The 22,239-nt window shown below is 59.8% G+C and carries 21 protein-coding genes and 1 pseudogene; 17 read left to right on the forward strand and 5 right to left on the reverse strand.

Going from position 1 to position 22,239, the window contains the following annotated elements; all coding sequences use genetic code 11:
• Positions 1–149 precede the first annotated feature (149 nt).
• The 4 genes from Ga0074115_RS08210 to Ga0074115_RS08225 all read left to right on the forward strand — a co-directional run bounded on the left by Ga0074115_RS08210 (position 150) and on the right by Ga0074115_RS08225 (position 5,318).
• Complete coding sequence (locus Ga0074115_RS08210; protein WP_157292711.1) at positions 150–536, forward strand: PilZ domain-containing protein; 387 nt, start codon at positions 150–152, stop codon at positions 534–536.
• A gap of 371 nt (positions 537–907) precedes the next feature.
• A complete protein-coding gene (locus tag Ga0074115_RS08215) occupies positions 908–3,388 on the forward strand; it encodes a PAS domain-containing sensor histidine kinase (protein WP_232432986.1) in 2,481 nt (826 codons plus the stop codon).
• A gap of 2 nt (positions 3,389–3,390) precedes the next feature.
• Positions 3,391–4,017, forward strand: coding sequence for a response regulator transcription factor (locus tag Ga0074115_RS08220; RefSeq protein ID WP_057955599.1), 627 nt, complete (start codon positions 3,391–3,393; stop codon positions 4,015–4,017).
• A 5-nt stretch (positions 4,018–4,022) separates the two neighbouring features.
• Positions 4,023–5,318, forward strand: a complete 1,296-nt coding sequence (locus Ga0074115_RS08225; RefSeq protein ID WP_408642711.1) for an MFS transporter — start codon at positions 4,023–4,025, stop codon at positions 5,316–5,318.
• A 41-nt stretch (positions 5,319–5,359) separates the two neighbouring features.
• Here Ga0074115_RS08225 and Ga0074115_RS08230 read toward each other — a convergent pair whose 3' ends face one another.
• A complete protein-coding gene (locus tag Ga0074115_RS08230; RefSeq protein WP_057955608.1) occupies positions 5,360–5,851 on the reverse strand; it encodes a GlcG/HbpS family heme-binding protein in 492 nt (163 codons plus the stop codon).
• Between the two features lie 201 nt (positions 5,852–6,052).
• On the opposite strand from Ga0074115_RS08230, the gene cmoA reads away from it, so the two are divergent.
• The 3 genes from cmoA (at position 6,053) to Ga0074115_RS08245 (ending at position 8,843) form a co-directional block, all read left to right on the forward strand.
• Positions 6,053–6,790 (forward strand): carboxy-S-adenosyl-L-methionine synthase CmoA, encoded by a 738-nt coding sequence (gene cmoA / locus Ga0074115_RS08235; protein WP_060528405.1) that lies wholly within the window; start codon positions 6,053–6,055, stop codon positions 6,788–6,790.
• Positions 6,787–7,761 carry a tRNA 5-methoxyuridine(34)/uridine 5-oxyacetic acid(34) synthase CmoB gene (gene cmoB / locus Ga0074115_RS08240; RefSeq protein WP_057955597.1) on the forward strand — a complete coding sequence of 325 codons (975 nt, stop codon included), beginning with the start codon at positions 6,787–6,789 and terminating at the stop codon, positions 7,759–7,761. The genes cmoA and cmoB overlap by 4 nt, the downstream gene beginning before the upstream one ends.
• A gap of 74 nt (positions 7,762–7,835) precedes the next feature.
• Positions 7,836–8,843: a polysaccharide deacetylase family protein gene (locus Ga0074115_RS08245; RefSeq protein ID WP_060528406.1), complete on the forward strand. Its 1,008-nt coding sequence runs from the start codon at positions 7,836–7,838 to the stop codon at positions 8,841–8,843.
• A 56-nt stretch (positions 8,844–8,899) separates the two neighbouring features.
• Here Ga0074115_RS08245 and Ga0074115_RS08250 read toward each other — a convergent pair whose 3' ends face one another.
• A complete protein-coding gene (locus Ga0074115_RS08250; RefSeq protein ID WP_057955595.1) occupies positions 8,900–9,589 on the reverse strand; it encodes a hypothetical protein in 690 nt (229 codons plus the stop codon).
• A 251-nt stretch (positions 9,590–9,840) separates the two neighbouring features.
• Between Ga0074115_RS08250 and Ga0074115_RS08255 the strand changes: the two genes are divergently transcribed.
• Positions 9,841–10,158 carry a hypothetical protein gene (locus Ga0074115_RS08255; RefSeq protein WP_232432987.1) on the forward strand — a complete coding sequence of 106 codons (318 nt, stop codon included), beginning with the start codon at positions 9,841–9,843 and terminating at the stop codon, positions 10,156–10,158.
• Between the two features lie 48 nt (positions 10,159–10,206).
• Here the strand turns inward: Ga0074115_RS08255 and Ga0074115_RS08260 are convergent, their stop codons facing one another.
• Together Ga0074115_RS08260 and Ga0074115_RS08265 are read right to left on the reverse strand one after the other, a co-directional pair.
• Entirely contained in the window at positions 10,207–11,613 is a 1,407-nt protein-coding gene (locus tag Ga0074115_RS08260; protein ID WP_060528407.1) for a dihydrolipoyl dehydrogenase, read from the reverse strand.
• A gap of 35 nt (positions 11,614–11,648) precedes the next feature.
• Positions 11,649–11,951, reverse strand: a complete 303-nt coding sequence (locus tag Ga0074115_RS08265) for a hypothetical protein (protein ID WP_057955592.1) — start codon at positions 11,949–11,951, stop codon at positions 11,649–11,651.
• Between the two features lie 135 nt (positions 11,952–12,086).
• Here Ga0074115_RS08265 and Ga0074115_RS08270 point away from each other — a divergent pair, with 135 nt between their 5' ends.
• Positions 12,087–12,548, forward strand: coding sequence for a hypothetical protein (locus tag Ga0074115_RS08270; RefSeq protein ID WP_057955591.1), 462 nt, complete (start codon positions 12,087–12,089; stop codon positions 12,546–12,548).
• Here the strand turns inward: Ga0074115_RS08270 and Ga0074115_RS15815 are convergent.
• Entirely contained in the window at positions 12,433–13,359 is a 927-nt protein-coding gene (locus Ga0074115_RS15815) for a DUF547 domain-containing protein (protein WP_232432988.1), read from the reverse strand. The two genes, Ga0074115_RS08270 and Ga0074115_RS15815, sit on opposite strands and share 116 nt — an antisense overlap.
• Before the next feature lie 240 nt (positions 13,360–13,599).
• On the opposite strand from Ga0074115_RS15815, the gene Ga0074115_RS08280 reads away from it, so the two are divergent.
• The 8 genes and pseudogenes from Ga0074115_RS08280 (at position 13,600) to Ga0074115_RS08310 (ending at position 22,205) form a co-directional block, all read left to right on the forward strand.
• On the forward strand, positions 13,600–14,370 hold the full coding sequence (locus tag Ga0074115_RS08280) for a ribonuclease T2 family protein (RefSeq protein ID WP_232432989.1): 771 nt from the start codon (positions 13,600–13,602) through the stop codon (positions 14,368–14,370).
• A 269-nt stretch (positions 14,371–14,639) separates the two neighbouring features.
• Positions 14,640–15,161 (forward strand): annotated as a pseudogene (locus Ga0074115_RS16720) (ArnT family glycosyltransferase); the annotation flags it as partial.
• A gap of 1,174 nt (positions 15,162–16,335) precedes the next feature.
• On the forward strand, positions 16,336–16,839 hold the full coding sequence (locus Ga0074115_RS16725; RefSeq protein ID WP_232432999.1) for a phosphatase PAP2 family protein: 504 nt from the start codon (positions 16,336–16,338) through the stop codon (positions 16,837–16,839).
• Between the two features lie 3 nt (positions 16,840–16,842).
• Positions 16,843–17,793 carry a lysylphosphatidylglycerol synthase transmembrane domain-containing protein gene (locus tag Ga0074115_RS08290; RefSeq protein ID WP_057955588.1) on the forward strand — a complete coding sequence of 317 codons (951 nt, stop codon included), beginning with the start codon at positions 16,843–16,845 and terminating at the stop codon, positions 17,791–17,793.
• Positions 17,783–18,337, forward strand: a complete 555-nt coding sequence (locus tag Ga0074115_RS08295) for a phosphatase PAP2 family protein (protein WP_057955587.1) — start codon at positions 17,783–17,785, stop codon at positions 18,335–18,337. The genes Ga0074115_RS08290 and Ga0074115_RS08295 overlap by 11 nt, the downstream gene beginning before the upstream one ends.
• Positions 18,338–18,359: 22 nt before the next feature.
• Positions 18,360–19,379 (forward strand): glycosyltransferase family 2 protein, encoded by a 1,020-nt coding sequence (locus Ga0074115_RS08300; RefSeq protein ID WP_006473719.1) that lies wholly within the window; start codon positions 18,360–18,362, stop codon positions 19,377–19,379.
• A complete protein-coding gene (locus tag Ga0074115_RS08305) occupies positions 19,369–20,817 on the forward strand; it encodes an ArnT family glycosyltransferase (RefSeq protein WP_057955586.1) in 1,449 nt (482 codons plus the stop codon). Before Ga0074115_RS08300 ends, Ga0074115_RS08305 begins: the two co-directional genes overlap by 11 nt.
• Positions 20,818–20,990: 173 nt before the next feature.
• Entirely contained in the window at positions 20,991–22,205 is a 1,215-nt protein-coding gene (locus tag Ga0074115_RS08310; protein WP_057955585.1) for a right-handed parallel beta-helix repeat-containing protein, read from the forward strand.
• Positions 22,206–22,239 lie beyond the last annotated feature (34 nt).

Below are 22,239 nucleotides of genomic sequence, written 5' to 3' on the forward strand. Positions count from 1 at the left end.
TACTCCACTGAAGGATTAGGGGGGGTGGTTCCTAGGGAGTTCCCTGTAGATTAAAGGCAATCGTCCGAATTTTTTGCCAGTGCCAGCTGCTTGATAATTCTTCACCAGAAATCTGGCCAGCTGACCCATTGCCACCAGGAGGACGTGAAGTGGAGCATCGTTGCAATCAACGTAAACCCATGTCGATTAACGTGGTATTAAACTATCGGAACCTTGGCCTTGTGACTGGAAGGACAAGGAATTTGAGTTTGGGTGGCATGTTCATCGATATTGGTGTTATCAAATTATCCAGAAACGCTGTGGTTGAACTCTCATTTCCAGTGGCTTGTGGTTCTGGTACACAACAATGCAAAGCCAAGGCTCTTGTGGTGCATCATGGGAGCGATGGCGTCGGTCTGATGTTCTGCGAGATGGATTCGAAGGTCAGGCAGATGTTGCGCATGGTTCTGTTTGGTTATGCGACCGTTTCCCAACGCGCCTACCAGACGTCATATAGCACACAGCAGGCTGACAGTGTGACTCGGGCTATCCCCTGAGCAATCAGCACAAAAGTTTTTGAAGCGCTAAGAGTTTTTCCCCAGGGAATCGGCCTGGAATCTCCGGATGAGGCACTCGGCAGTGCCTCTTTTTTTGCCTTCGAAAACTACTTCTTCCGTCTTGATACTACCTCTTTGTGTGATGTTTCATCTTCGTCCGTTTCAATCCAGTAAATGATTGTACGCTCGCTGGCCAGGATACGCGGTTTCTGGGACTATAAGCGGGGAAAATAAGAATATTGTGAGGGTTCTTTTCCTACTTTGATTGACGGGAATGTTAGCTGGACCAATCGAAACCGATGCCCGATAGAACTCCCCGGTGGTACCGTCCCTGGATTGAACGAGTTCCCCTTCCCTGGATGTCAGTTCTGGTGGGACTGCTGTGCGGTTTGATCGTCTGGTTGGTGCTGGATCCACTGCAGAGCCGGGCGCTGGGTGAAATCTTCCAAAAAGAACTGCAGCAGCAGTTAGAGCAACGCGCCAGAGACAGCCGTCATCGCTTTCAGCAATATCTTGGGCAGTGGCGTCTGACGGCGACGGGATTGGCGCAGAATTGGCGTCTTGTCGAGTATGTAAAAAGCCCTGCTTGGGCACAGGACAGGGAGAAGCCGAAAACCTATCTCAACCGGCTGCCCGACTGGATGGCGCCTGCTCCTGTCTCCTTGGGCGCCGTCACGCCAAGTCAGATTGTACTTCTTGACCAGGATCTTGAACCGCGGGAGATTTTTCACCGGCAGGATCTGCCATTTCCGCTGGAGCGTGCGGCAAGCCGTTATCCGGGTGGTGATGGGGCACTGCTCACCACCTTGTGGAAGGCCCCCTTTCTGCTGGTTTGGGCGGGGGTGGCGCAACCAGTCGAGAGTAAGGCCGCGATCCTGATGTTGATCATCCCCCTCGATACGATCTTTCTGCTCGACTCCCAGCAGGCGGTGGCCGACGATGAGACCGTGGTGGCACTGCTCGAGGGGGACCAGCAGCGGATTCTCGCCTCTAGTGATCAGACAAAAGTGACAGCCAACATGCTTTTGGAGCAGTTGCGCAGCCGCTATCTGATCACCTCGCAGTCGATCACTGATTTCGCCGACTGGGACCAGAACGTGCAGTTCTCCACCTTCGTTTCAAGGAAGCGGGTGGAGGCGACGGCGGAGCGCATCCTCTCTACCGAGCGTCGGGAACGTTTCCTGGGCGCGCTTGCCTTTGTCGGCGTGTTCTCACTGCTCTTTTTTCTTGTCTCAATGCGCCTGCACCGGTTGTTGAATCGAATCGCGAGTTTCGGGCGACGTGCGTTGGGCATCAATCAACCGGTCAGCGAGAAGGGTAATCAGCTGCTGTTGCTGGAGGCCTGGATCCCCGACTTTTTTGCCCTGGTGAGCGAGGCGGTGGAGCAGGCACGGTTGCGCCATGAACTGCAGATTAGGGAGTCTGAGGCGCTCAAGAGCGCTCTGCTCGACTCCTCCCTCGATTCCATCGTGACGGTGGATTGCAGCGGCATGGTGGTGGAGACCAATGGCACTGCAGAGCGCACCTTCGGCTACACTCGTGAACAGATGCTGGGGGAGTCGCTTGGGGTAAAGCTGTTCCACCCGGATGATCGTCAGCAGTTTGGCAAGCTGTTGCAACGCTACAACCAGTCAGCTGAACTGGTGGCGGCGAGCGCCCCATTGCAGTTGCGGGCCTTCGATGCCCAGGGTGATGAGATGCCGGTGGAGACGGTAGTGATGCCGATCCTGCTTGAGCACACTACCTTATTCACCGTCTATATTCGCGATATCAGCGCCCGCCGTCGGGCCGAGCGGGAGATCGAAAGCCTTGCCACGTTCGCCAGTGACAACCCCAGCCCGGTGTTGCGGGTGAATCGCCGTGGGGTGATCACTTACGCCAATGCCGCCAGTGCACCCTTGCTCGCCTATTGGAGTCTCGAACCACAACAGACCCTGCCGCTCTACTGGCGCAATCTGGTGCTGGAGACCCTTGAAGAGGGGGGGGTGCGGGAGATAGAGCTGAGTGGCGACGAGCAGATCTTCTCGCTGCTGCTGGCACCGTTTAGCGAGCAGGAGTATGTGCATATCTATGGGCGTGACATTACTCAGGTGCGTAATGCGGAACAACAGAGCCGCCAGCATCAGTCGGAACTGGTGCATGTTTGTCGAGTCAGTACCATGGGTGAGATGGCGACTGGCCTGGCTCATGAACTGAATCAGCCTCTCGCCGCCATCGTCAACTTCGCCAGTGGCTGTGTGCGGCGTCTGCAGGCTGGGATAGGTGGCGAGGCGGAGCTGGTGGATGCAATGGCGCAGATTACGGTTCAGGCCGAGCGTGCCGGAGAGATCATCAAACGTCTGCGCAGCCTGGTCGGTAAGAACGCCAGCGAGCAAACTCTGGTCAATCTGAATGACCTGGTGATCGAAGTGGCCTCGTTCATCGAGTACGATGCAGCAAAAAAAGGGGTGGATGTGCGACTAGCGCTAGAGCAGGGTGGCCTGCCGGTACGGGTTGATCTGGTGCAGATAGAACAGGTGCTGCTCAATCTGATGCGCAACGCCATGGATGCGATGCAGCAGACAGAGGCCGATCAGCGCATTCTGGTGCTCTCCACGAGCAGGTTGAATGTGCGGGAGGTCGCTGTGATGATCAGCGACACAGGGCCCGGCATTCCTCCGGAGGTTATGGAGAAGCTCTTCGACCCCTTCTTCTCCACTAAACAGAGCGGTATGGGCATGGGGCTGGCGATCAGCTACAGGATTATCGAGGATCATAATGGCAGCATTCGTGTCACCTCTGAAAAGGGTAAGGGAACCCTCTTTTCCGTGCAGCTGCCGAGCAATCCAGATTTAAAGCTTCCGGGGTTATAAGTATGAGTTCTGAACCGACAGTATTTGTGGTGGACGATGATCAGGCGATGCGTAACTCATTGAAATGGTTAATCGAGTCGGTGGCGATGAAGGTGGAGACCTTCGCCTCGGCCAATGCCTTCATCGAGAGCTACTATCCTGGACGTTCAGGCTGCCTGCTGCTGGATGTGCGCATGCCGGGGATGAGTGGCCTGGAGCTGCAGGAGTATCTGCAACGCAACAGCATTCCGATCCCGGTAATCATCATCACCGGCCATGGCGATGTACCGATGGCAGTGCGGGCGATGAAGGCCGGTGCCATTGACTTCATCGAAAAGCCCTTTAACGACGAACTGTTGCTGGAAAGCATCCGCCACGCCATCATCTTTGATGAAAAACAGCGTGATATACAGGCGCAGCGATCCGAGGTGGCGGCCCGTCTGGCGCGTCTCACCCCTCGCGAGCACGAAGTGATGGAGATGGTGACAATCGGCAAGGCGAACAAAGAGATCGCCAACGCTCTGGGTGTCAGCGCCAAGACGGTGGAGGCGCATCGCGCCCGGGTGATGGAGAAGATGGCTGCTCGCTCCCTCGCTGAGCTGGTGCGCATGGCGATGATCGCCAGTTTTTCTGCTGCCAACCCGGCGTAGTGAGGCTGAATTTGCAGCAGGCAGAGGCGAAGGCAAAGTTTCACAGCGAACCCCGGCAACAGCTCGCCTGGGGCTTCTACGATTGGGCCAACTCCGCCTTTGCCACTACTGTGATGGCAGGTTTTTTTCCGATCTTTTTCAAGCAGTACTGGGCCTCCGGCCTGAGCGCCACCGACAGCACCTTTCAGCTCGGCATGGCCAACTCCATTGCCAGTCTGCTGGTGGTTTGTATGGCGCCACTGCTTGGCGCCATCGGCGACCAGGCAGGAGCGAAAAAACGTTTCCTGCTCTTCTTTGCCGCCATGGGTATCATCATGACTGGTGCGCTACAGTTGGTGGCGGCGGGTAACTGGGGCATGGCGCTGCTGCTCTATGGGCTCGGCATCCTTGGTTTTTCTGGTGGCAACATCTTCTACGATTCGCTGCTGGTGGCGGTCTCCGATAACCGCGACTACGATCGGGTCTCGGCGCTGGGTTTTGCGTTGGGCTACCTGGGCGGCGGCTTGCTGTTTGCCTTTGATGTGGTGATGACACTCCACCCGGAGTGGTTTGGTCTGGCCGATGCGGCCGAGGCGGTGAAGCTCTCCTTTGTCAGCGTGGCGGTCTGGTGGGCGCTGTTCTCGGTGCCGCTGTTCCTGTTTGTGCCTGAACCGCAGATCTTGCCGGCCAGCACCAATTCACTGCTGGCTGGCTTCCGCCAGCTGGCAGAGACCGTGCGCAAGCTCCGTCAGCTGCGTATCACCTTTCTCTTCCTGCTCGCCTACTGGTTCTATATTGATGGCGTCGACACCATCGTGCGCATGGCGGTGGATTACGGTCTCTCGGTCGGTTTCGATGCCAACAATCTGATGGTCGCGCTGCTGCTGACCCAGTTTGTCGGCTTTCCAGCGGCGATCCTGTTTGGCCGGATCGGCCAGCGCCATGGTCCTCGCCAGGGTATTCTGATGGCGATTTTTTGCTATCTGTTGATCCTACTTTGGGCCTATCGCATGGATGAGGTGTGGGAGTTCTACGCTCTGGCAGTGGCGATCGGTTTGGTGCAGGGTGGTATCCAGGCGCTCTCACGCTCGCTGTTCGCCCGCCTGATCCCGCCCGACCAGTCCGGTGAGTTCTTCGGCTTCTTCAACATGCTGGGCAAATTTGCCGCGGTACTAGGGCCACTGCTGATGGGTTGGGTCGGCGTGCTCACGGGTGATCCCCGTCTCGCCATCCTCTCGGTCTCTCTGCTCTTCATCATCGGCGCGCTGCTGCTCAGCAGGGTGGATGTCAAAGCCGGAGAGACCGCCGCCCGCAATCTATAACCGGAACCAGAGCCAAAAGGAGTGATCTGCCTGCTATGGTCTTACTCTTCGATTGAAAACTCGATTCGTTCACGCAACTTCTCGAGGGCTTTATGCGCGCAGGCGGCATCTTTTTCGCCACCAGGGGCGCCACTGACACCGATTGCCCCCAGGTTGTATCCACTGGCGGTGATTTTGACGCCGCCCTCCATCACGATCAGCCCCTCGATGTGATTCAGCTCCTGTTGGATGTCACGGCGGGACTCTCTGAAGAGGCCGCTATCAACCCATGCCATAACGCTCAGGTTGGCCTTTCGTTCAGCAATTTCCAAGGTGAATCGTGAAGCAAGGTCATCGCGCAGTGCAGCGCGGATCAGACCAAATCGATCCACAACTACGGCGCTGACATGATAGCCATCAACCCGGCAGGCCATGATCGCTTGATTCGCCAAATCACGGGCCAACTCCATGCCGATGCTTCGATTGGAGACGATATCAGCAGCCTGTCCGGATTGACTGAGTAGCAGCATCATAAAGAACGCATGGAGTTTCATGGCGCTATCCTCCATTGGAAATCTGATGGATCGACATGACCACCCGTGGGTCGCCAGGTAGATCACCTGTGGCCCGCTAATCCTAACATTTCCAAGATAGCGATACGCTTGGTTTGCCACTGAATCCAAGGGGCAATCGGGCCGACTTCGGCGGTAAAATCGGCGTAAAATAAGCTCTTTTCACAGTCACCCTTTGCAACCATGCCGCAGGATCTCTCAACCGACCGCCTCTATGCCGAGCCTCAGCAGGGCAGCGGCGACTTTGTCTTCGACCGCCAGGTAGCGCAAGTCTTTCCCGATATGATCAAGCGCTCGGTGCCGGGCTACGGGACCATTATCAATATGATCGGCACCCTGGCGGTGAGCTGCGTCAGTGAGGGCAGTCGCTGTTACGATCTGGGCTGTTCGCTGGCGGCGGCGGCGTTGGCGATGCGTTCTGGGGCAGCTGGACGTGATTGCCAGGTCGTTGCGGTGGACAACTCCGTTGCGATGCTGGAGCGGGCGCAAGAGCTGCTTTCGGCTAGCGAAGAGGGGCGAGATATCGAGCTGGTCTGCGCCGATCTGCGTGATATCGAGGTGCGTGACGCATCGATGGTGGTGCTTAACTTCACCCTGCAGTTTCTCCCTCTGGATGTTCGCGAGGGGCTGCTGCGTTCGATCTGGCAGGGGATGCGGCCGGGTGGTGTGCTGGTGCTGTCAGAGAAGATCGCCCTGGAGGATCCACAGAGCCAGGCGCTGTTTGTCGAGATGCACCACGGCTTCAAGCGCGCTCAGGGCTACTCCGAGCTGGAGATCAGCCAGAAACGCAGTGCGCTGGAGAATGTGTTGATCCCCGAGACGCTGGCGACCCATCGGATGCGTCTGCAGCAGGTCGGTTTCGAGCGGGTCGAGGTCTGGTTCCAGTGCTTCAACTTCATCTCCCTGCTGGCGGTCAAATGAGGCACGATTGGGCCTGGATCGAACCGCTGCTGGAGACCCCGCTGGGGCGCTGGCTGGTACAACTGCCCGAGCAGGTGGAGGTGGTTTGGCGGGAGCGCTCCCACGGCGATATGGGCCGCTGGCAGCAGGCCATCGCAGAATTGCCCGAGCTGAAGCTATCGGGCTGCGAGCTGGATCGAGCCGCGGTGACGGCGGGCCGACCAGAGGATTGCGACACGGCCAGTCGGGCGCAGATCGAGCAGTTGTTGCAGCAGCTCCACCCCTGGCGCAAGGGGCCATTCGAGATCTGCGGTCTGCCGATCGACACCGAGTGGCGCTCCGACTGGAAGTGGGATCGGCTCAAGGATCAGATCGAACCGCTGGCCGGGCGACTGGTGCTCGACGTGGGCTGCGGCAACGGCTACCACTGCTGGCGCATGGCTGGGGCGGGCGCACGTCAGGTGATCGGCATCGACCCGACCCAGCTGTTCGTGATGCAGTTCGAGGCGATGCGCCACTTCCTCGGCCACAGCTATCCGGTCGAGGTTCTGCCCCTGGGAATTGAGGATCTGCCGGCCAATCTGCAGGGGTTCGATACGGTCTTTTCGATGGGGGTGCTCTATCATCGGCGCTCACCGTTTGAGCATCTCTCCGAGTTGAAGGGGGCCCTGCGAAAGGATGGCCAGTTGGTGCTGGAGACCCTGGTGATCGAGGGCGGGGCAGGAGAGGTGCTGGTGCCGGAGGGACGCTACGCAAAGATGTGCAACGTCTGGTTCATCCCTTCGCCTGCGACCCTGGAGAGCTGGTTGCGGCGCGTCGGCTTCAGGCAGATCCGCACCCTGGATGTGAGCCCGACCACCACCGAGGAACAGCGCGCTACCGGTTGGATGCGCTTTGAGTCGTTGGCGGATTATCTCGACCCGGCAGATTCAACACGGACCGTCGAGGGGCTGCCAGCGCCGAGACGTGCGGTAATTCTCGCTCTCGCCTAGTCGGATAGTGTCATAATCGCCCATTCTGTGTGCTGTGAGTCACATGCATTCATGCCGACAAAAAAAGGAAGATAATGACTACTCGACTGCTGATCACCCTCGATTACGAACTCTTCTTTGGTCAGAGAGTGGGCAGTGTTGAGCACTGCATGATCCAGCCCATCAATGAGCTGATCCAGATACTGGATCAGCACGGCGCCCGTCTCACTCTGTTCGTCGATGCGGGCTATCTCGATCGCCTGCAGCGGTTCTCTGGTGAGTTCCCGGAGCTGCAGCGTGACTACCAGCAGGTCACTGAGCAACTGCGCAGTCTGGTCGAGGCGGGTCACGAGGTGCAGTTGCACATCCATCCTCACTGGGAGGATACCGAGTATCGGGATGGCAATTGGCAGATCGATACCAGTCGCTATCGGCTGCACGACTTCGACCGGGAACAGATCCACGAGTTGGTGGGGCGCTACAAACAACGGCTGGTAGAGATCGTTGGTGATCGCATCTTCGCCTATCGGGCCGGCGGCTGGTGCATCCAGCCGTTTGTGCCGCTGGCCGAGGCGCTGCACCAGCATGGAGTCTGGCTCGACAGCACGGTCTACGATGCGGGCTATTCGCCGGATGAGATCCGCGGTTTCGATTTCCGTCAGGCACCGCAGAAGGAGCAGTGGCGCTTTGATGAAGATCCGGTGGTGGAGGATCCACAGGGCTGGTTCGTCGAGATCCCGATCACCGCCTGCCGGGTGCTGCCGAGCTTCTATTGGAAGATGGTCTGTATCAAGAAGTTCGCCAAAGGTGGTGAATTCAAGAGCTTTGGCGATGGTCAGTCGATGGTCTACAATGCAGCCCATTACTGGAAGCTGCTGAGTCGCAGCAGCAATACCGTAACCTCCATCGACGGCGCCAAGGCGGGCCTGCTGGAGCGGGCCTACCGCCGCCTGAAGGCATCGGGCGCTGCCGACATCTTCAATGTGATGGGACACCCCAAGGCGCTGACCCCCTACTCATTGAAAAAGCTCGATGCCTTTCTCGCGGCCCATCCTGAGCTTGAGGGTTCGACCTTTCAGGATTTCATCCATCTCAAACCCTGAGCGGCCCTGCTCCACATCCCTTCCGATGGGAGAGGCTTGGGGCGGTAGTGGGGAAGTTAGAATGGCATGAATTTGCCCATGCTGCCCATGACGGGTGAGATAGTATGGGACATGGCGCCGACATCACGGGTCATGACACCGACGCTGCGGTTGAGGTGGGTCATATTGCCGTTCATGCCCTTGACCTCTTTTTTGATGTCGCCCATCTCACTATTCATGTTGCCCATCTTCTCATCGACGCTACCGATGTTGCCGTTCATGTCGGCCATGTGGTTGTTCATCGTCACCACATTACTCGACATCACACGGGTATCGCCGCTGATGCTGGAGATATAGCCGCGCATGTGGTGCATGTCGTCTGACATGCTGGTCATGGAAGTCTCCATCACGTGCACCACGTAGAAGAGATAGACCATGCAGGCTGTTGCGATGATAGTGCCGGGCACCGAAAGAAACTTGATGCGGCGGATCTTGTACTCCTGCTCCTGCTCGATCGCCTTGAGCTTTTCCTCCAGCAGGCGCTCCCGCTCCTTGGATTCCGCATGCACCTCATTGAAGGCGTCGGTGAGACGGGCAGTGAACTCATGGATGATCTTCTCCTGCGCCTTGCCGCTGTCGCGGTTCTCCTTGTGCATGCGGTCGAAGATGGAGTGGAGCAGACCGGGCAGCAGTCGGCTCTCGCTCTCTCTGCTGTCGGAAACGCCTTCTGCCTCGGCAGTCGTCGATTCCTTTGTTTTCTTTGTCATTTCGTTCCCCGATCCCGATGAAAAAGTGTAAAAAAATCCGACATTAAAGTATATACCATTAAGAGTATCGAAAAATACTTAAATGATTGTGGAATCGGATTCACAGAAGCAGGGGGTGCTGCAGCGTAAGGGCAAAATTCTGGACGGAGATCCGGTTTTTACTCGGCCAATCTGGTCTTTTTATACCAACTCCCAGGCAACCCTGTAGTGGGATCGAGCGGGAGCAGTCATTAAATCAAGGAGATATTTTTATGCGTATTCATGCTTTTTCGCGTCATATTTCAGCCTTTGGTCTGCTGACAGCTTGCCTTAGTGGCAGTGTCTATGCCGACTACACTTACAATTGTCAGAATCAGGGGCTGGAGCGGCGTGTGGAAGTGCACTACTTGGAGGAGAAGGGGTATCCGCCCTGTGAGGTACGCTACTACAAAGACAGCGAGGTGCCGGGCGAGATGCAGGTGCTCTGGAGTGCCCAGGCCGAAGGCGGCTATTGTGAGGTGAAGGCCGAGGCCTTCAGTCAGAAGCTCGAAGGCTGGGGTTGGAGCTGTAGCGATAGCGGCGATATCTAAGCGCTGATGGCACTGAACGGCCGGGGGACTCCCCCGGCCGTTTTCTTTTTAGAGCGGATAGAGTTCCTTGATAGCGCCCTCATTCTTTGCCTCTACCTGGGCGTAGAGGTTGTTCAGCGCCGCTTGCAGCGCCTCCTCGATCACCGGGTGGTAGAAGGGCATGCGGATCAGATCCCCCACAGTGAGCCCTTGGGTGATGGCCCAGTTGAGCAGGTGCGCCAGGTTTTCGCCACGTACCGAGATCATCTCGCTACCCAGCATCTTCCCGCTTGCCTTGTCGGCATAGACCCGGATCACTCCCCGATTCTGCCCCATGATCATGGCGCGGCCCACCGGCGCCAGCTTGACCTCGCCGATGGCGGTAGTCGCCAGATCCAGCTCGTCGTAACGGGCGCCTGCCAGACAGATGTTGGGGTCACAGAAGTTGATCGCCAGCGGCAGCTTGCGCTTGAAGCCCTGCACCGAATCGCTGGCGGCGTTGAAGCCGGCAATCTTGCCCTCGTCCCCCGCCTCGTGGAGGATTGGTCGCTCGCCGTTGAGGTCGCCAGCGATGAAGATGTGGGAGTCGCCGCACTGCATGGTGTTGCGGTTGAACAGCGGGATGCCGTGCTCGTCCAGTTCCAGGCCGCTGTTCTCCAGCGCCAGACCCTGCAGGTTGGGGGTACGGCCGATGGCGCAGAGCACCTTATCGACGACGACTGCATTGTCGCCGGCGCTGACCCGCAGCTTGTCCCCCTTCTCGCTGATCTCCACAGGTTGGCCCAGGTGGATGTCGAAGCTGCGCTGCATGATCTCCAGGGCCGTTTTCACCACTTCGGGGTCGGTGGCGCCGCCGATGCTCTCAGCCGCGTCGAAGCCGGTCACTTTCACATCCAGACGCGCCAGCGACTGGCCCAGCTCCAGGCCGATCACGCCGAGTCCGACCACCGCTAGTGATTCCGGTAGGTCCTCCTGCTCGAAGAAGCTGTCAGTGGTGATCACCTTATCGCCGAAGGCCTGCCAGGCCTCGGGCACCACCGGGCGCGAACCGGTGGCGATGACGATCTTGTCGGCTACCACCCGGTCGCCATTGTCCAGTTCCAGGGTGTGGGGATCGACGAATCGGGCATAGGCCTCGATGAACCGTTCGCCCATGTTGTCGGTGCTGTTGGAGAGCACCCGGTCGACAAAGGTGTCGCGCATGTCTTGCACATGCTCCATCGCCTCCGGCAGGTCGATCTTCAACTCCTCGTAGCCGTCCACTCCGTAGCGCCCCAGATGGGTGCGGCGATGGTAGTCCTCTGCCACCTGGATCAGCGCCTTGGACGGCATGCAGCCGACCCGAGCGCAGGTGGTGCCCGGTTCGCCACCGTTGATCAGGACGAAACTTTTGCCGGCGGGGCCGACCTTGCTGGTTGCGTTGAGACCGGCGGTACCGGACCCGATGATGGCGACATCGACTCTCTTCTCTGCCACTGGGAGACTCCTGAAAGCTGTGAAAGCGGGAGAGTTTAATGGTTGTAGAGGGGGATTACAGCCTGTCTGCGGGTGCGGTTTCCCGGCAGGGGCCGGAAACGATAACCGTTAATCAGCTCTGGCTCAATCTTTTCGGATGGAGCAGTGGTGGCTGCAGGGCTATTTGCCCAGACCGGCATGACGAGCTGCGGAGGCGGTGGCAGCAGGGGTGGTGGGGGCATGTGCAGCCGCTCAAATCTGGATGCCCGGTTGTTGCCTGCGGCCTTGAAGGCGAGACAGAAAAAGGCGTGAGCTTGCAAGGGTAGGCTCAGAAGGGCGAGCAGAAGCAGGGTTCTCATGCAGATTATTCTGGTCCGCAATCTGGGATTTCTCAAGAACAGACCTCTTCCGCTGGCACACAAGTGGTTAGTTGCGGTAGTGTCTGCGTTCTCCCTGCGGAGACGGAAGAATCTAAAAAACCTATGGAGACCCCCATGAAACTCGTTGCATCGTTGCTGTTCCTGCCGGTTGTGGCCCTGGCTGCGCCGTCGGACCACCAGGCCCAGATGGATCAGATCTTCAAGATGGCAAAGTCGCGTATGTTGCCAATGCTGGAGCAGTCGGTGCCCGCCATGGAGCGTACCCGCAACTGTCTGCAGGCGGCAGAGAGCAAGGACGATTTCATTGAGTGCACCACCATCATGCGTGACCTGCAGCAGAAGATGATGCAGAACCTCGCGCCGCAGGGTGCCCCGCATCAAAAGCGACCGCCGAAAGAGGAGTTTGATGCCTCCAAGATCGAATGGAATGCTGAGACCAAGGCACAGATGCTGACGGACATCACCCAGTCGGTCGAACAGGGCAAGGCCACCAAAGGCTGCCTTGAGAGCAGCAATAGCGCCTCCGAGATGGAGAGCTGCATGGAAAAGACGGGCCTCTCCCGTGATCAGAACTAACGCATCGCGTTGACCCCCACTCATACTGATGGTCGTCGACCTCTTCAACGCCCCTCAACGCCTCCTTTAGCGGGGGCTGCGCGTAGCGGCGCAGGTATTTGATCACCCCTGCGTCGCTGCCGCCAAAATCCGCCTCAAACCAATCATAGATGCTGGAGACGACCAGCTTGCCATCGACCACCTCGACGCCCCGCGGGTGGTTGATAAAGGCCTGCGCGGCCGCATCGAGCAGGCGTTCACTGTTCTCCCTGGTAAACGCTACTGGCTGTAGGTTGGGGCAGCCCAGCGAGGCGCAGTTGAGCGCATAGTGGAGCCGTGGATCGCGCCAGATCGGGCGCAGGATGCGGTGCTCAATGTCGTCCAGTGAGACCTCTTGCCCCTCAATCTTGAGCAACTTCTTACCCCAAGGGCCGTTGCTAAAAAGACCGGGAGAGATGTCGATATCGAGAATGCTCTCCACCGGATAGTGCTCCAGCACCACCGCCACCGTGGTGGCGTTGTAGAGATTGATCCAGTAGGCGCGCTGTGCAGCCCGGCTCAGTTTGGACACCGTGGCCTGCTGCAAGCCCTGCAGATAGCCCTTGAGCTGCGCCCGGTCTGCTGCTGTCATCGCCCGGTAATCGAAGCGGTTGATCTCCCCCTTATTGACCTGCAGATAACGCCCCAGCAGCTCATCCCAGGGCTGGTGGTCCAGCGCCTGCTGATTCGACTCATCATGCGCCTGCCAGACTGGCCAAAGCTTCGCGCTGGGCGCGGCAAAGACACTGCCCGTCAGCAACAGAAGGGCAAAAATCAGACTCCGCAGGATCATGCGGTCACTCCTCAGTCAGCGGGATGGCTCCAGGATACTACGCCAACGGCAAGCCCCTGGATTCATGTGTGGGAGTGCCGATGGCGGCGCGAATAACGAACTTGAGTCGGACATCCTCGCCTAAAGCTGGGCCTACAAGGTGGTGTATCCCGGTGTCGAGTCAATCGTTCGCGCTGCTAGCGGCGCTCCTGTATCTTGGGCGATTCTGAACCCACGCTCATCACCATCGTCCCGTTTTCCATGCGTAGATATCCTCTCAGGTCTCTTTTACTATCGCTGTTGCTGATCGCCGTCTCTCCGGTGGCCGGTGCTGATCAGCCAGGGCGGGCCCACGCAGCAGATGCCGACTATCTGCTGGCATTGAGCTGGCAGCCGGCCTTTTGTGAGACGCATCGAAATAAACAGGAGTGTCGCAGCCAACAGGTCGGCCGCTATGACGCCTCCTATCTCTCTCTGCACGGACTCTGGCCGCAGCCTAAGAGCAAGGTCTACTGTGGTGCCAGCAAAAAACTGCGCAAGCGTGACAAGCGGGGGCGTTGGCAGGGGTTGCCGAGGCTGCAGCTCAGCACGGCGACCCGCGAAACACTCGAACGGGTGATGCCGGGGAGCGCCTCCTTTCTGCATCGTCATGAGTGGATTAAACATGGCAGCTGCTACGGCACGGCGGAACGCTATTTCAAGGATTCCGTGGCGCTGCTGAAGGCGATCAACCAATCCCTGGTCGGGCGGTTGTTTCGTGAAAAGATTGGTGATCGGCTCTCGCTGGATCAGTTGCGGCAGGCGTTTGACCGGGCGTTTGGGGCGGGCAGCGGCAGGCGGGTGGTGATGAAGTGCCGTAAGGGGATGATCACTGAGCTGAGGATCGCGCTGCGGGGGGATCCTTCGGCTGGGTCTCTGGCTGAGCTGATCCAGGCTGCGTCAGTTTCCAACGGCAAGAGCTGTCGCAAGGGCAGGGTGGATGCGGCGGGGTTCTCCTCTGGTGCCGGCATGGACGCAGCACATCATCGTTAAAGGCCTACAGGCTGAGGTCTGGCCACTTTCCAGTCACACGGCTGTGTGAGAGAATTCGGCTCTTTTCAAGAGCCAGACAGACTGCCCGCGTGGCCAACGTGGTGCGTGTCCCCAGATAGCCGCCCATGACACAAGATTTCAGCGCTGATCGTGACGCCCGGCTACTGCTGCTTTGGCTGCTGACTCTGCTGGTCGGCTTTTTTCTCAACCTGCATGCGGTGCCGCTGTTCGATCTCGACGAGGGGGCCTTCAGCGAGGCGACCCGCGAGATGTTCGAGCGGGGGGATTTCCTCTCCACTTACCTCAACGGGGTGCCACGCTACGACAAGCCGATCCTGATCTACTGGCTGCAGGCGGCTAGTGTCTCCCTGTTCGGTCTGAATGAGTTTGCCTTTCGTCTCCCCTCGGCGCTGGCTGCCAGCCTCTGGTCGTTGGCGCTGGTGCTGTTTGGCCGTCGCTATTTCGGTCAGGGCGCAGGTCTTGCTGCCGGCATCCTGCTGGCTGGCTCCATCGGCGTCACGCTGATTGGCAAGGCGGCCACCGCCGATGCGCTGCTCAACCTCTGTCTGACCCTCTCGATGCTCAATCTCTACCGATTTTTTGAGAGCGAACAGCATCGCTATCTGCGTCTTGCTGCGCTTGCTGCAGGGTTGGGGTTTCTTGCCAAGGGACCGGTCTCGCTATTGATCCCCGGTGCGGTGGCGCTGCTGTTCAGCCTGTCGAGCGGCCGGCTGCGTCAGCTCGGTGCGATGCTGATCGACTGGCGTGCCTGGGGATTGTTCCTGTTGGTGGCGGCCCCCTGGTATCTGGTGCAGTATTTGCAAAACGGCATGGGCTTTTTCGAGAGCTTCTTCTTCACCCACAACAGTGGCCGTTTCAGCGATGCGATGGAGGGGCACCAAGGCGGGTTCTGGTTCTATCTGCCGGTGCTGCTGCTCGCCACCCTGCCGTTTACCCTGCCGATCGTTGGCGGGTTGGGGATGGCGGTTAAGAGGTGGAGCGAGCCACTGCCGCGGTTCCTGTTGATCTGGTTTGGCTTTGTCTTCCTCTTCTTTTCCTTTTCCGCGACCAAGCTGCCCCACTACTTGATCTACGGGCTTACGCCACTGTTTCTGCTCGGCGGGGTCTGGCTGAGCGGCAGGCGCCTCGGTATGGCGGCTTTTCTGCCACTGCTGCTGCTGTTGGGGCTGTTGCTGGCGCTGCCGGGCCTGCTGGATATGGCGCTGCCACAGATCAAAGACCCCTACGCTCAGGCGGCCCTGGCCGAGCTTGAGCGGCACTTCACCAGTGCCTACTATGGCGGGGTCGGTCTGGCGTTGGTTGCGGCGGTCGGGTTGATGTTGTTTCGCCGCCGTTTAGGCGAGTTGAGCCTACTCGCCACCGGCCTGCTGGCGGTGTTTGCCCTCTCCGGGGTGTTCCTGCCGGTATTTGGTCAGATCCAGCAGGGGCCGGTGAAACGTGCCGCGGAGCTGGCCCGAGGCCTACCGGGCGAAGTGATCATGTGGCGCGCTAAACTGCCCAGCTTCAGCGTCTATCGGGAGGCGGTCACGCCCACCCGGGAGCCCAGGGCAGGCGACCTGGTACTGACAAAGCGCCACCATCGTGCCGATCTGCCTCCCCACACTCTGCTGTTTGATGAGGGCGGCATCGTCCTGGTGAAAATCGATCCGGAGATCCCCCATGAGTCGACTCAAGCTGCGCCACCCACTGGTCTGGATGCTGCCTCTGCTGAGCGCCGGCGCGGCGCTGCTAGTGTGGCAGAGCCCGCTCAATCGCGAACTGTTGCTGCTGCTGAACCGGCTGGGGCAGGGCGACCCGGTGCTCTGGACTTCGATCACGATCCTCGGGGATGGCCTGGTGGGGCTGGCGTTGCTGCTGCCGCTACAGCAGCGCAACCCACGCCTGGCCTGGGTCGCGATCCTGGCGGGGCTGATCGGCGCGCTGCTGGTGCATCTGCTGAAGCCGATGCTGGACGCACCGCGGCCACCGGCGTTGCTGTCAGCGTCGGAGCTGCTGACGATCGGTCCAGCGTACCACAGCCACTCCTTTCCGTCGGGTCACAGCGCGACCATCTTCGCCCTGGCCGGCGTGCTGAGCCTGGCTGGGTTAAAGCACCCGCTGCGGGTGGTTGCACTGATTGCCCTGGCGACTCTGGTGGGGCTGTCACGCAGCGTGGTTGGGGTGCACTGGCCGGTGGATATCCTGGCTGGCGCCAGCCTGGGATGGATCGCGGCTATCCTGGCTACTCGCCTCGCCGAGCGCTGGCGCTGGGGCGAACGGGAGCCTGGTCGCAGTCGGCTTACCGTTTTCCTGCTGCTGTGCGCCCTTGCACTGCTGCTGATCGATCATACTGGCTACCCTATGGCGCTCGCCTTCCAGCAGGCTATTGCCTTGATCTGCCTGCTCGCCGCGTTGTTGATCGGGGTGCGCGCCGCACCACGCGTTGAAGGCGCAGCGGGGGCCGATTGACGAATGACAGGACAGAGCACAAACGCAGCAACCCGCATGCAGCCGGAGTCTGGCCGCGGCCGCAGCATGCTGCTGTGGGGAGTGCTGTTTGCGGTCTTGCTGGCGGCGGTGGAGTACTGGGTCGGTTGGGGGCGAATTCTTGCTGCCTGGCGTGCGCTCAGCCCGATCCAAATCCTGCTGGCGGCCGGCTTGGTGGTGACCAGCTACCTGATGCGTACCCTGCGCATCCATCTCCACTTCCTGAGCGCAACCGGCGGGCGTTTTGCGCTGAGCCTGCGCATGGTGCTGCTGCATAACCTGTTCAACAATCTGCTGCCGATGCGTGCTGGCGAGCTCTCCCTGCCGCTGCTGATGAAACGCTACTTCGGCGTGCGTCGGGCCGAGACGGTGGGCGCGCTGCTCTGGTTCCGTTTTCTCGATCTGCTCACCCTCAGCCTGATTGGTGTGGCGGCGCTGCTGTTGTGGCTCGACAGCGCCTTCGCCCCTGCTTTGCTGATCGCACCGCTGATGGCGTTGCTTGCTCCCTGGCTGGTGCCCCGGTTGATCGCCTGGTCGGCGCTGCGGCTGCCGGAGCGTTGGTCGGAGCGGCTGCAGGCGCTGCGCAACGGCTTTCCGCAGGCGCGCCGACAGGCGCTGATCAACATCCTCTTCACCCTGCTCAACTGGAGCATCAAGCTGGGGGCCTTCGCCTGGATTCTCTTCAGTCTGGCTGAGACATCTGCAGGTGCCGCCTGGCTGGGGGCCATCGCCGGTGATCTGAGCAGCGTGCTGCCGATGCAGGGGTTTGCCGCTGCCGGCACCTTCGAGGCGGGGGTGATGGCGGTGCTGGTGCCCACCGGCACCGCGGCAGAGCAGGCCCTCAGCGCGGCGATCAATTTGCACCTGTTTTTGCTTGGGCTGTCGCTGCTCTCTGGGACGCTGGCGCTGCTGTTGGGGAGGGAGCATGTCATCTGATCAGTCGCTGATTATCTGGATCAACCAGGGTTGGGCCAGCCCCTTTCTCGACTGGCTGCTGAGCTGGGTCTCAGATAAATACAGCTTCTCTTTTCCACTGTTGCTGTTGTTGTTGTGGACGGCGGTCAGCCGAGAGCTCTCAGCAGGCTTGCGCTGGTGGCTGGCGTTGATCCTCATGGTTGCCCTGGGGGATGCCCTGGGGGCGCAGCTGAAGGATCTGTTTGCCCAGGCGCGCCCCTGTTTCTCGTTTTTTGAGCCGCTGCGGTTGATCGAGGGGGGACAGTGCGGCGCGAGCCTGAAGGGGATGCCATCGAACCATGCCCTTAACTCCTTTGCGGCAACGGCATTTCTCTTTGTCACCCGACCCGCCTGGAAGGGGTGGCGTCTGTTTATGTTAGTGAGCGCGATTCTGGTGGCGTTGTCGCGTATCTATTTGGCGAAGCACTTTCCCAGCCAGGTGGTGATGGGCGCGGCGATTGGTACTCTCTGGGGCCTCGCCGCCGCCTGCCTCTACGACCGCGTTCGCTGTCGTGGTTCCGATTGATTTTGACTGTGATGACATTGTGATGAATGAAAAAGAAAAGCAGGGCGATGCCAGTCGGGCACCACGCCTCTCCGTTGTGGTGCCGATGTATAACGAGATCGAAAATGTGGCGCCGTTTTTCAACGACGTGCACAAGGCACTGGAGCACTACTGCGGGGAATGGGAGCTGGTGCTGGTGGACGACGGCAGTAGCGATGGCACCGGCGAGGCGCTGCGTCAGGAGGCGATTAGCTCCGGGGGCCATGTGCGAGTCATCAGCCTGCAACGTAACTTTGGCCAGACCGCGGCGATGCAGGCGGGTTTCGATGCCGCCAGGGGAGAGGTGATAGCCACTCTCGATGGCGATCTGCAGAACGATCCGGCGGATATCCCGCGGCTGGTGGAGCGGCTGGTGGCGGAAGATCTCGATCTGATCCAGGGCTGGCGGCAGAAGCGCAAGGATGATCTGATTCGTAAGATCCCGTCGCGCATCGCCAACCGGCTGATCGGCCGTATTACCGATGTGACCCTGCATGACTACGGCTGCAGCCTCAAGGTCTATCGTGCCTCGGTGATCAAGGGAGTGCGGCTGTTTGGCGACATGCACCGCTTCATTCCGGCTTGGATGTCGATGTACACCTCCTCGTCGCGCATCACCGAGGAGGTAGTCAACCACCGGGCGCGCATTCATGGCGAATCTAAGTATGGGTTGGGGCGCACTTTCCGGGTGATCATCGACCTGATCTCGGTCTACTTCTTTCTGCGCTTCCTCAGCCGACCTGGCCACTTCTTTGGCCGTATCAGCATGTTTTTCGGTGGTCTGGGCGGGTTGATCCTGGGCTATCTCGGCGTGCTCAAGATCGGTTTTGGGGAAGATATCGGCACCCGGCCGTTGCTGCTGATTGGCATCCTATTCATCCTGGTGGCGGTGCAACTGATGACCACCGGCGTGCTCAGTGAACTCAACTCCCGCACCTACTTCGCCACTGGCGATACCCGCTCCTATACGGTGCGCCGTGATAGCGGGGGCGGGCTGGCGGACAAGCCAAAAGATGACGATTGAGCGACACGATCGCTGGTGGCTGTTACTCCTGGTGGTGGCCCTGGTGCCGCTGCACGCGCTGCTGATCTGGGCTGCCAACATCGAACTGAACTTCGATGAGGCTCACTACTGGGAGTGGTCGCAACATCTCGATTGGAGCTACTACTCGAAGGGTCCGCTGATCGCCCTGGCGATCGCACTGCCAGGCGAACTGTTCGGGCAGGGCGACTGGCAGGTGCGGTTGATGGCCTGGCTCAGCCACGGCCTGTTGCTGGTGCTGTTGTTCCATTTTGCGCGGGATCTCTGGCAGAGTCGCGCGGCGGGCTGGTGGGCGGTGCTGCTCGGACTCAGCTCGCCGCTCTTCTTCATGCTCGGCAGCGTGATGACTACCGACAGCCTGCTCTTCCCCTTCTGGACCTGGGCCCTATGGGCGGCGGTGCGCGCCTTGCAACGGGGGCAGAGCCACGCCTGGTACGAAATGGGGATTGCGGTCGGCATCGGCGCCCTGGCCAAGTTCAGTATCGCGCTGCTGCCGATCCTCGTCGCGCTGTTGATGCTGACGCGAGCCGAGTGGCGACAGCAGTTTCTCAAGCCCCACCCTTGGCTTGGTGCGCTGCTGGCGCTGGCCATCGTCTCGCCGGTGCTGATCTGGAACAGCCAGCACGACTGGGTGATGTTCCGCCACGAGCAGGGCCATATGGCGGGCGGGGGCATTGGCAACTTTTTTGAGGTGCTGCTGGGCCAGCCGCTGGCACTCTCACCCCTGCTGGGGCTGGTGATGATTGCCACTCTGGTGCGTCGGCCGCAGCAGCCCGAGGCCTGGCTGGTGCGCAGCCTGACGTTGATGCTGATGGTGTTTTTCCTCTGGAAGTCATTCGGCGGCAAGGTGCAGCTCAACTGGCCTGCGCCGATCCACATCGGCGTGATCGTGCTGTTTGCGGGTTATGCGGGGGAGTGGTTCGAGCGCCACCGACGCTTTATGGTCGCGGGGCTGCTGGCCGGCATGCTAGTCTCGCTCCTGGTCCCCTTTCCGCAGCTGTTTGGTTTGCCGCTGCACAAGAGCTATCTGAAGAAGACCCAGGCCTGGCGGGGGGCGATAGCGACCCTGGCAGCGCAGGCGGGGCCGGTCGATTTCCTGATCGCCTCCCACTACCACCTGGCCAGCGAACTGGCCTTCTACTGGCCGCAACGGCTGCCGGCCTATCCGCTGCCATCTGGCGGTGGGCGGTTTACCCAGTACCATCTCTGGCCTGGGTTGGAGCGGGAGCAGGGGCGAAGCGCCCTCTATGTCACAGATTATGCGGGCCTGGCGCCTGCACTGCTGCAGGCGTTTGCTGAGTGCAAGCCGGTTGGGAGCGTACCGGCCGTCACCGCTGGAGGTGGCGTGGTGCGCACCTTGCATGGTTGGCGCTGCCGTGACTATCGGCATATCGACTGGCCGCAGCCGAGCCGGTATTAATATTAATCCGGCAACATAAAACAGAGACTTTGGTTTCAAATGTAGATGGGTTGAGCGAGCGAAATCCATCACTGTGTTGTTGGCCAAGCCAGCTGCCAAGCCAGACGTTTCGCGGTAGTATCGGATGGTCTCCGCGGTTGAGAGACAGCAGTAATACTGGATGCAGCTTATCCATGACACGCCCGATCCTCTCCACCTTCTGTTTGTTGGCCGGCCTGCTGATCGCCAGCCCCGCCCACTGCCTGCCGCCACTGCAGCTGTTCATCGATCTAACCGCCCCCGGCGGTACCCTGCGCCCGCCAGCTGGCACCTATCCCGGTCCGATCGTGATCAACAAGCCGATCACCCTGGATGGCCAGGGCCAGGTCACTATCGATGGTGGCGAGCAGGGCACGGTGCTGAGTGTACAGGCGGACAATACCACCATTCGTGGTCTGCACCTGATCAACTCAGGTGATTCCCACGACGCTATGGACGCCGGCCTGTTGCTGAAGGCGAACCATGTGCGGATCGAGCAGAACCGGATCGATGAGGTGTTGTTTGGCATCGTTGTGCAGCAGGGCAATCACAACACCATCCGCGAGAATCGCATCGCCTCGCTCCCCCGTGAGCCAAGCCTGCGTGGTGAGGGGCTGCGGCTCTGGTACAGCCGCGATAACCTGATCGAGAACAATCAGTTCAGCCAGGTGCGCGATCTGGTGCTGACCAACTCGCCGGCCAACCGGATCATCGGCAACACCCTGCGCGACAGCCGAATCAGCATGGAGTTTATCTTCTCTCCGGACAACGAGGTGCGGGCCAACCGGATCATTGGCAACGATACTGGCATCGTCGCGATCTACTCGGACCGCCTGAAGATCGAAGAGAACCGCATCGAGCAGATCCGCAACACCGGCAGCTCGGCCCTGGCCATCAAGGAGAGTTCCCAGGTGGTGATCGCCCGCAACCAGATCCTGCACAACGCGGTCGGCCTCACTGCCAACTCCCCCACCGATCCAGAGAACATCCTCTACCTACGCGACAACCACTTCACCTACAACACGGTGGCGATGTACTTCTATGGGGAGAAGGGTGGTCATCGCATCCACGACAACTACTTCGAAAACAACCTCACCTCGGTGGCGGTGAGCGCCCCGATCAGCGCTCGTTTTAACGACTGGCGGGGCAATCATTGGGAAGGTTATGAAGGCTTCGACCAGGATGATGACGGCTTTGGCGACACGCCCCACGATATCCGCCTCTATTCCGACCGGATCTGGATGGACCGCCCCACCACCGGCTTCTTCCGCGGCTCGCCGGTGATGGAGGTGATCGACTTCATTGAGCGTTTGGCACCGTTTTCCGAGCCGGAGCTGATTCTCAGCGATCCGGCACCGCGGACCCGGTAGGGGGCGCGCATGTTGGGATTCGCGACTGCTCATC

Origin of the sequence: endosymbiont of Ridgeia piscesae (genome assembly GCF_001443665.1) — a bacterium.
GTDB classification, from domain to species: Bacteria; Pseudomonadota; Gammaproteobacteria; order Chromatiales; family Chromatiaceae; genus Endoriftia; species Endoriftia persephonae.

Bases quoted from the DNA above. Each gene is read 5' to 3' on its own strand.
- cmoA (WP_060528405.1), top strand. From the start codon at position 6,053: ATGCCGCAGGATCTCTCAACCGACCGCCTCTATGCCGAGCCTCAGCAG.
- Ga0074115_RS08220 (WP_057955599.1), top strand. From the start codon at position 3,391: ATGAGTTCTGAACCGACAGTATTTGTGGTGGACGATGATCAGGCGATG.
- Ga0074115_RS15815 (WP_232432988.1), bottom strand. From the start codon at position 13,359: ATGATCCTGCGGAGTCTGATTTTTGCCCTTCTGTTGCTGACGGGCAGT.
- Ga0074115_RS08250 (WP_057955595.1), bottom strand. From the start codon at position 9,589: ATGACAAAGAAAACAAAGGAATCGACGACTGCCGAGGCAGAAGGCGTT.
- Ga0074115_RS16725 (WP_232432999.1), top strand. From the start codon at position 16,336: ATGCTGGACGCACCGCGGCCACCGGCGTTGCTGTCAGCGTCGGAGCTG.
- cmoB (WP_057955597.1), top strand. From the start codon at position 6,787: ATGAGGCACGATTGGGCCTGGATCGAACCGCTGCTGGAGACCCCGCTG.
- Ga0074115_RS08245 (WP_060528406.1), top strand. From the start codon at position 7,836: ATGACTACTCGACTGCTGATCACCCTCGATTACGAACTCTTCTTTGGT.
- Ga0074115_RS08305 (WP_057955586.1), top strand. From the start codon at position 19,369: ATGACGATTGAGCGACACGATCGCTGGTGGCTGTTACTCCTGGTGGTG.
- Ga0074115_RS08300 (WP_006473719.1), top strand. From the start codon at position 18,360: ATGAATGAAAAAGAAAAGCAGGGCGATGCCAGTCGGGCACCACGCCTC.
- Ga0074115_RS08270 (WP_057955591.1), top strand. From the start codon at position 12,087: ATGAAACTCGTTGCATCGTTGCTGTTCCTGCCGGTTGTGGCCCTGGCT.
- Ga0074115_RS08280 (WP_232432989.1), top strand. From the start codon at position 13,600: ATGCGTAGATATCCTCTCAGGTCTCTTTTACTATCGCTGTTGCTGATC.
- Ga0074115_RS08265 (WP_057955592.1), bottom strand. From the start codon at position 11,951: ATGAGAACCCTGCTTCTGCTCGCCCTTCTGAGCCTACCCTTGCAAGCT.
- Ga0074115_RS08310 (WP_057955585.1), top strand. From the start codon at position 20,991: ATGACACGCCCGATCCTCTCCACCTTCTGTTTGTTGGCCGGCCTGCTG.
- Ga0074115_RS08255 (WP_232432987.1), top strand. From the start codon at position 9,841: ATGCGTATTCATGCTTTTTCGCGTCATATTTCAGCCTTTGGTCTGCTG.
- Ga0074115_RS08230 (WP_057955608.1), bottom strand. From the start codon at position 5,851: ATGAAACTCCATGCGTTCTTTATGATGCTGCTACTCAGTCAATCCGGA.
- Ga0074115_RS08295 (WP_057955587.1), top strand. From the start codon at position 17,783: ATGTCATCTGATCAGTCGCTGATTATCTGGATCAACCAGGGTTGGGCC.
- Ga0074115_RS08290 (WP_057955588.1), top strand. From the start codon at position 16,843: ATGACAGGACAGAGCACAAACGCAGCAACCCGCATGCAGCCGGAGTCT.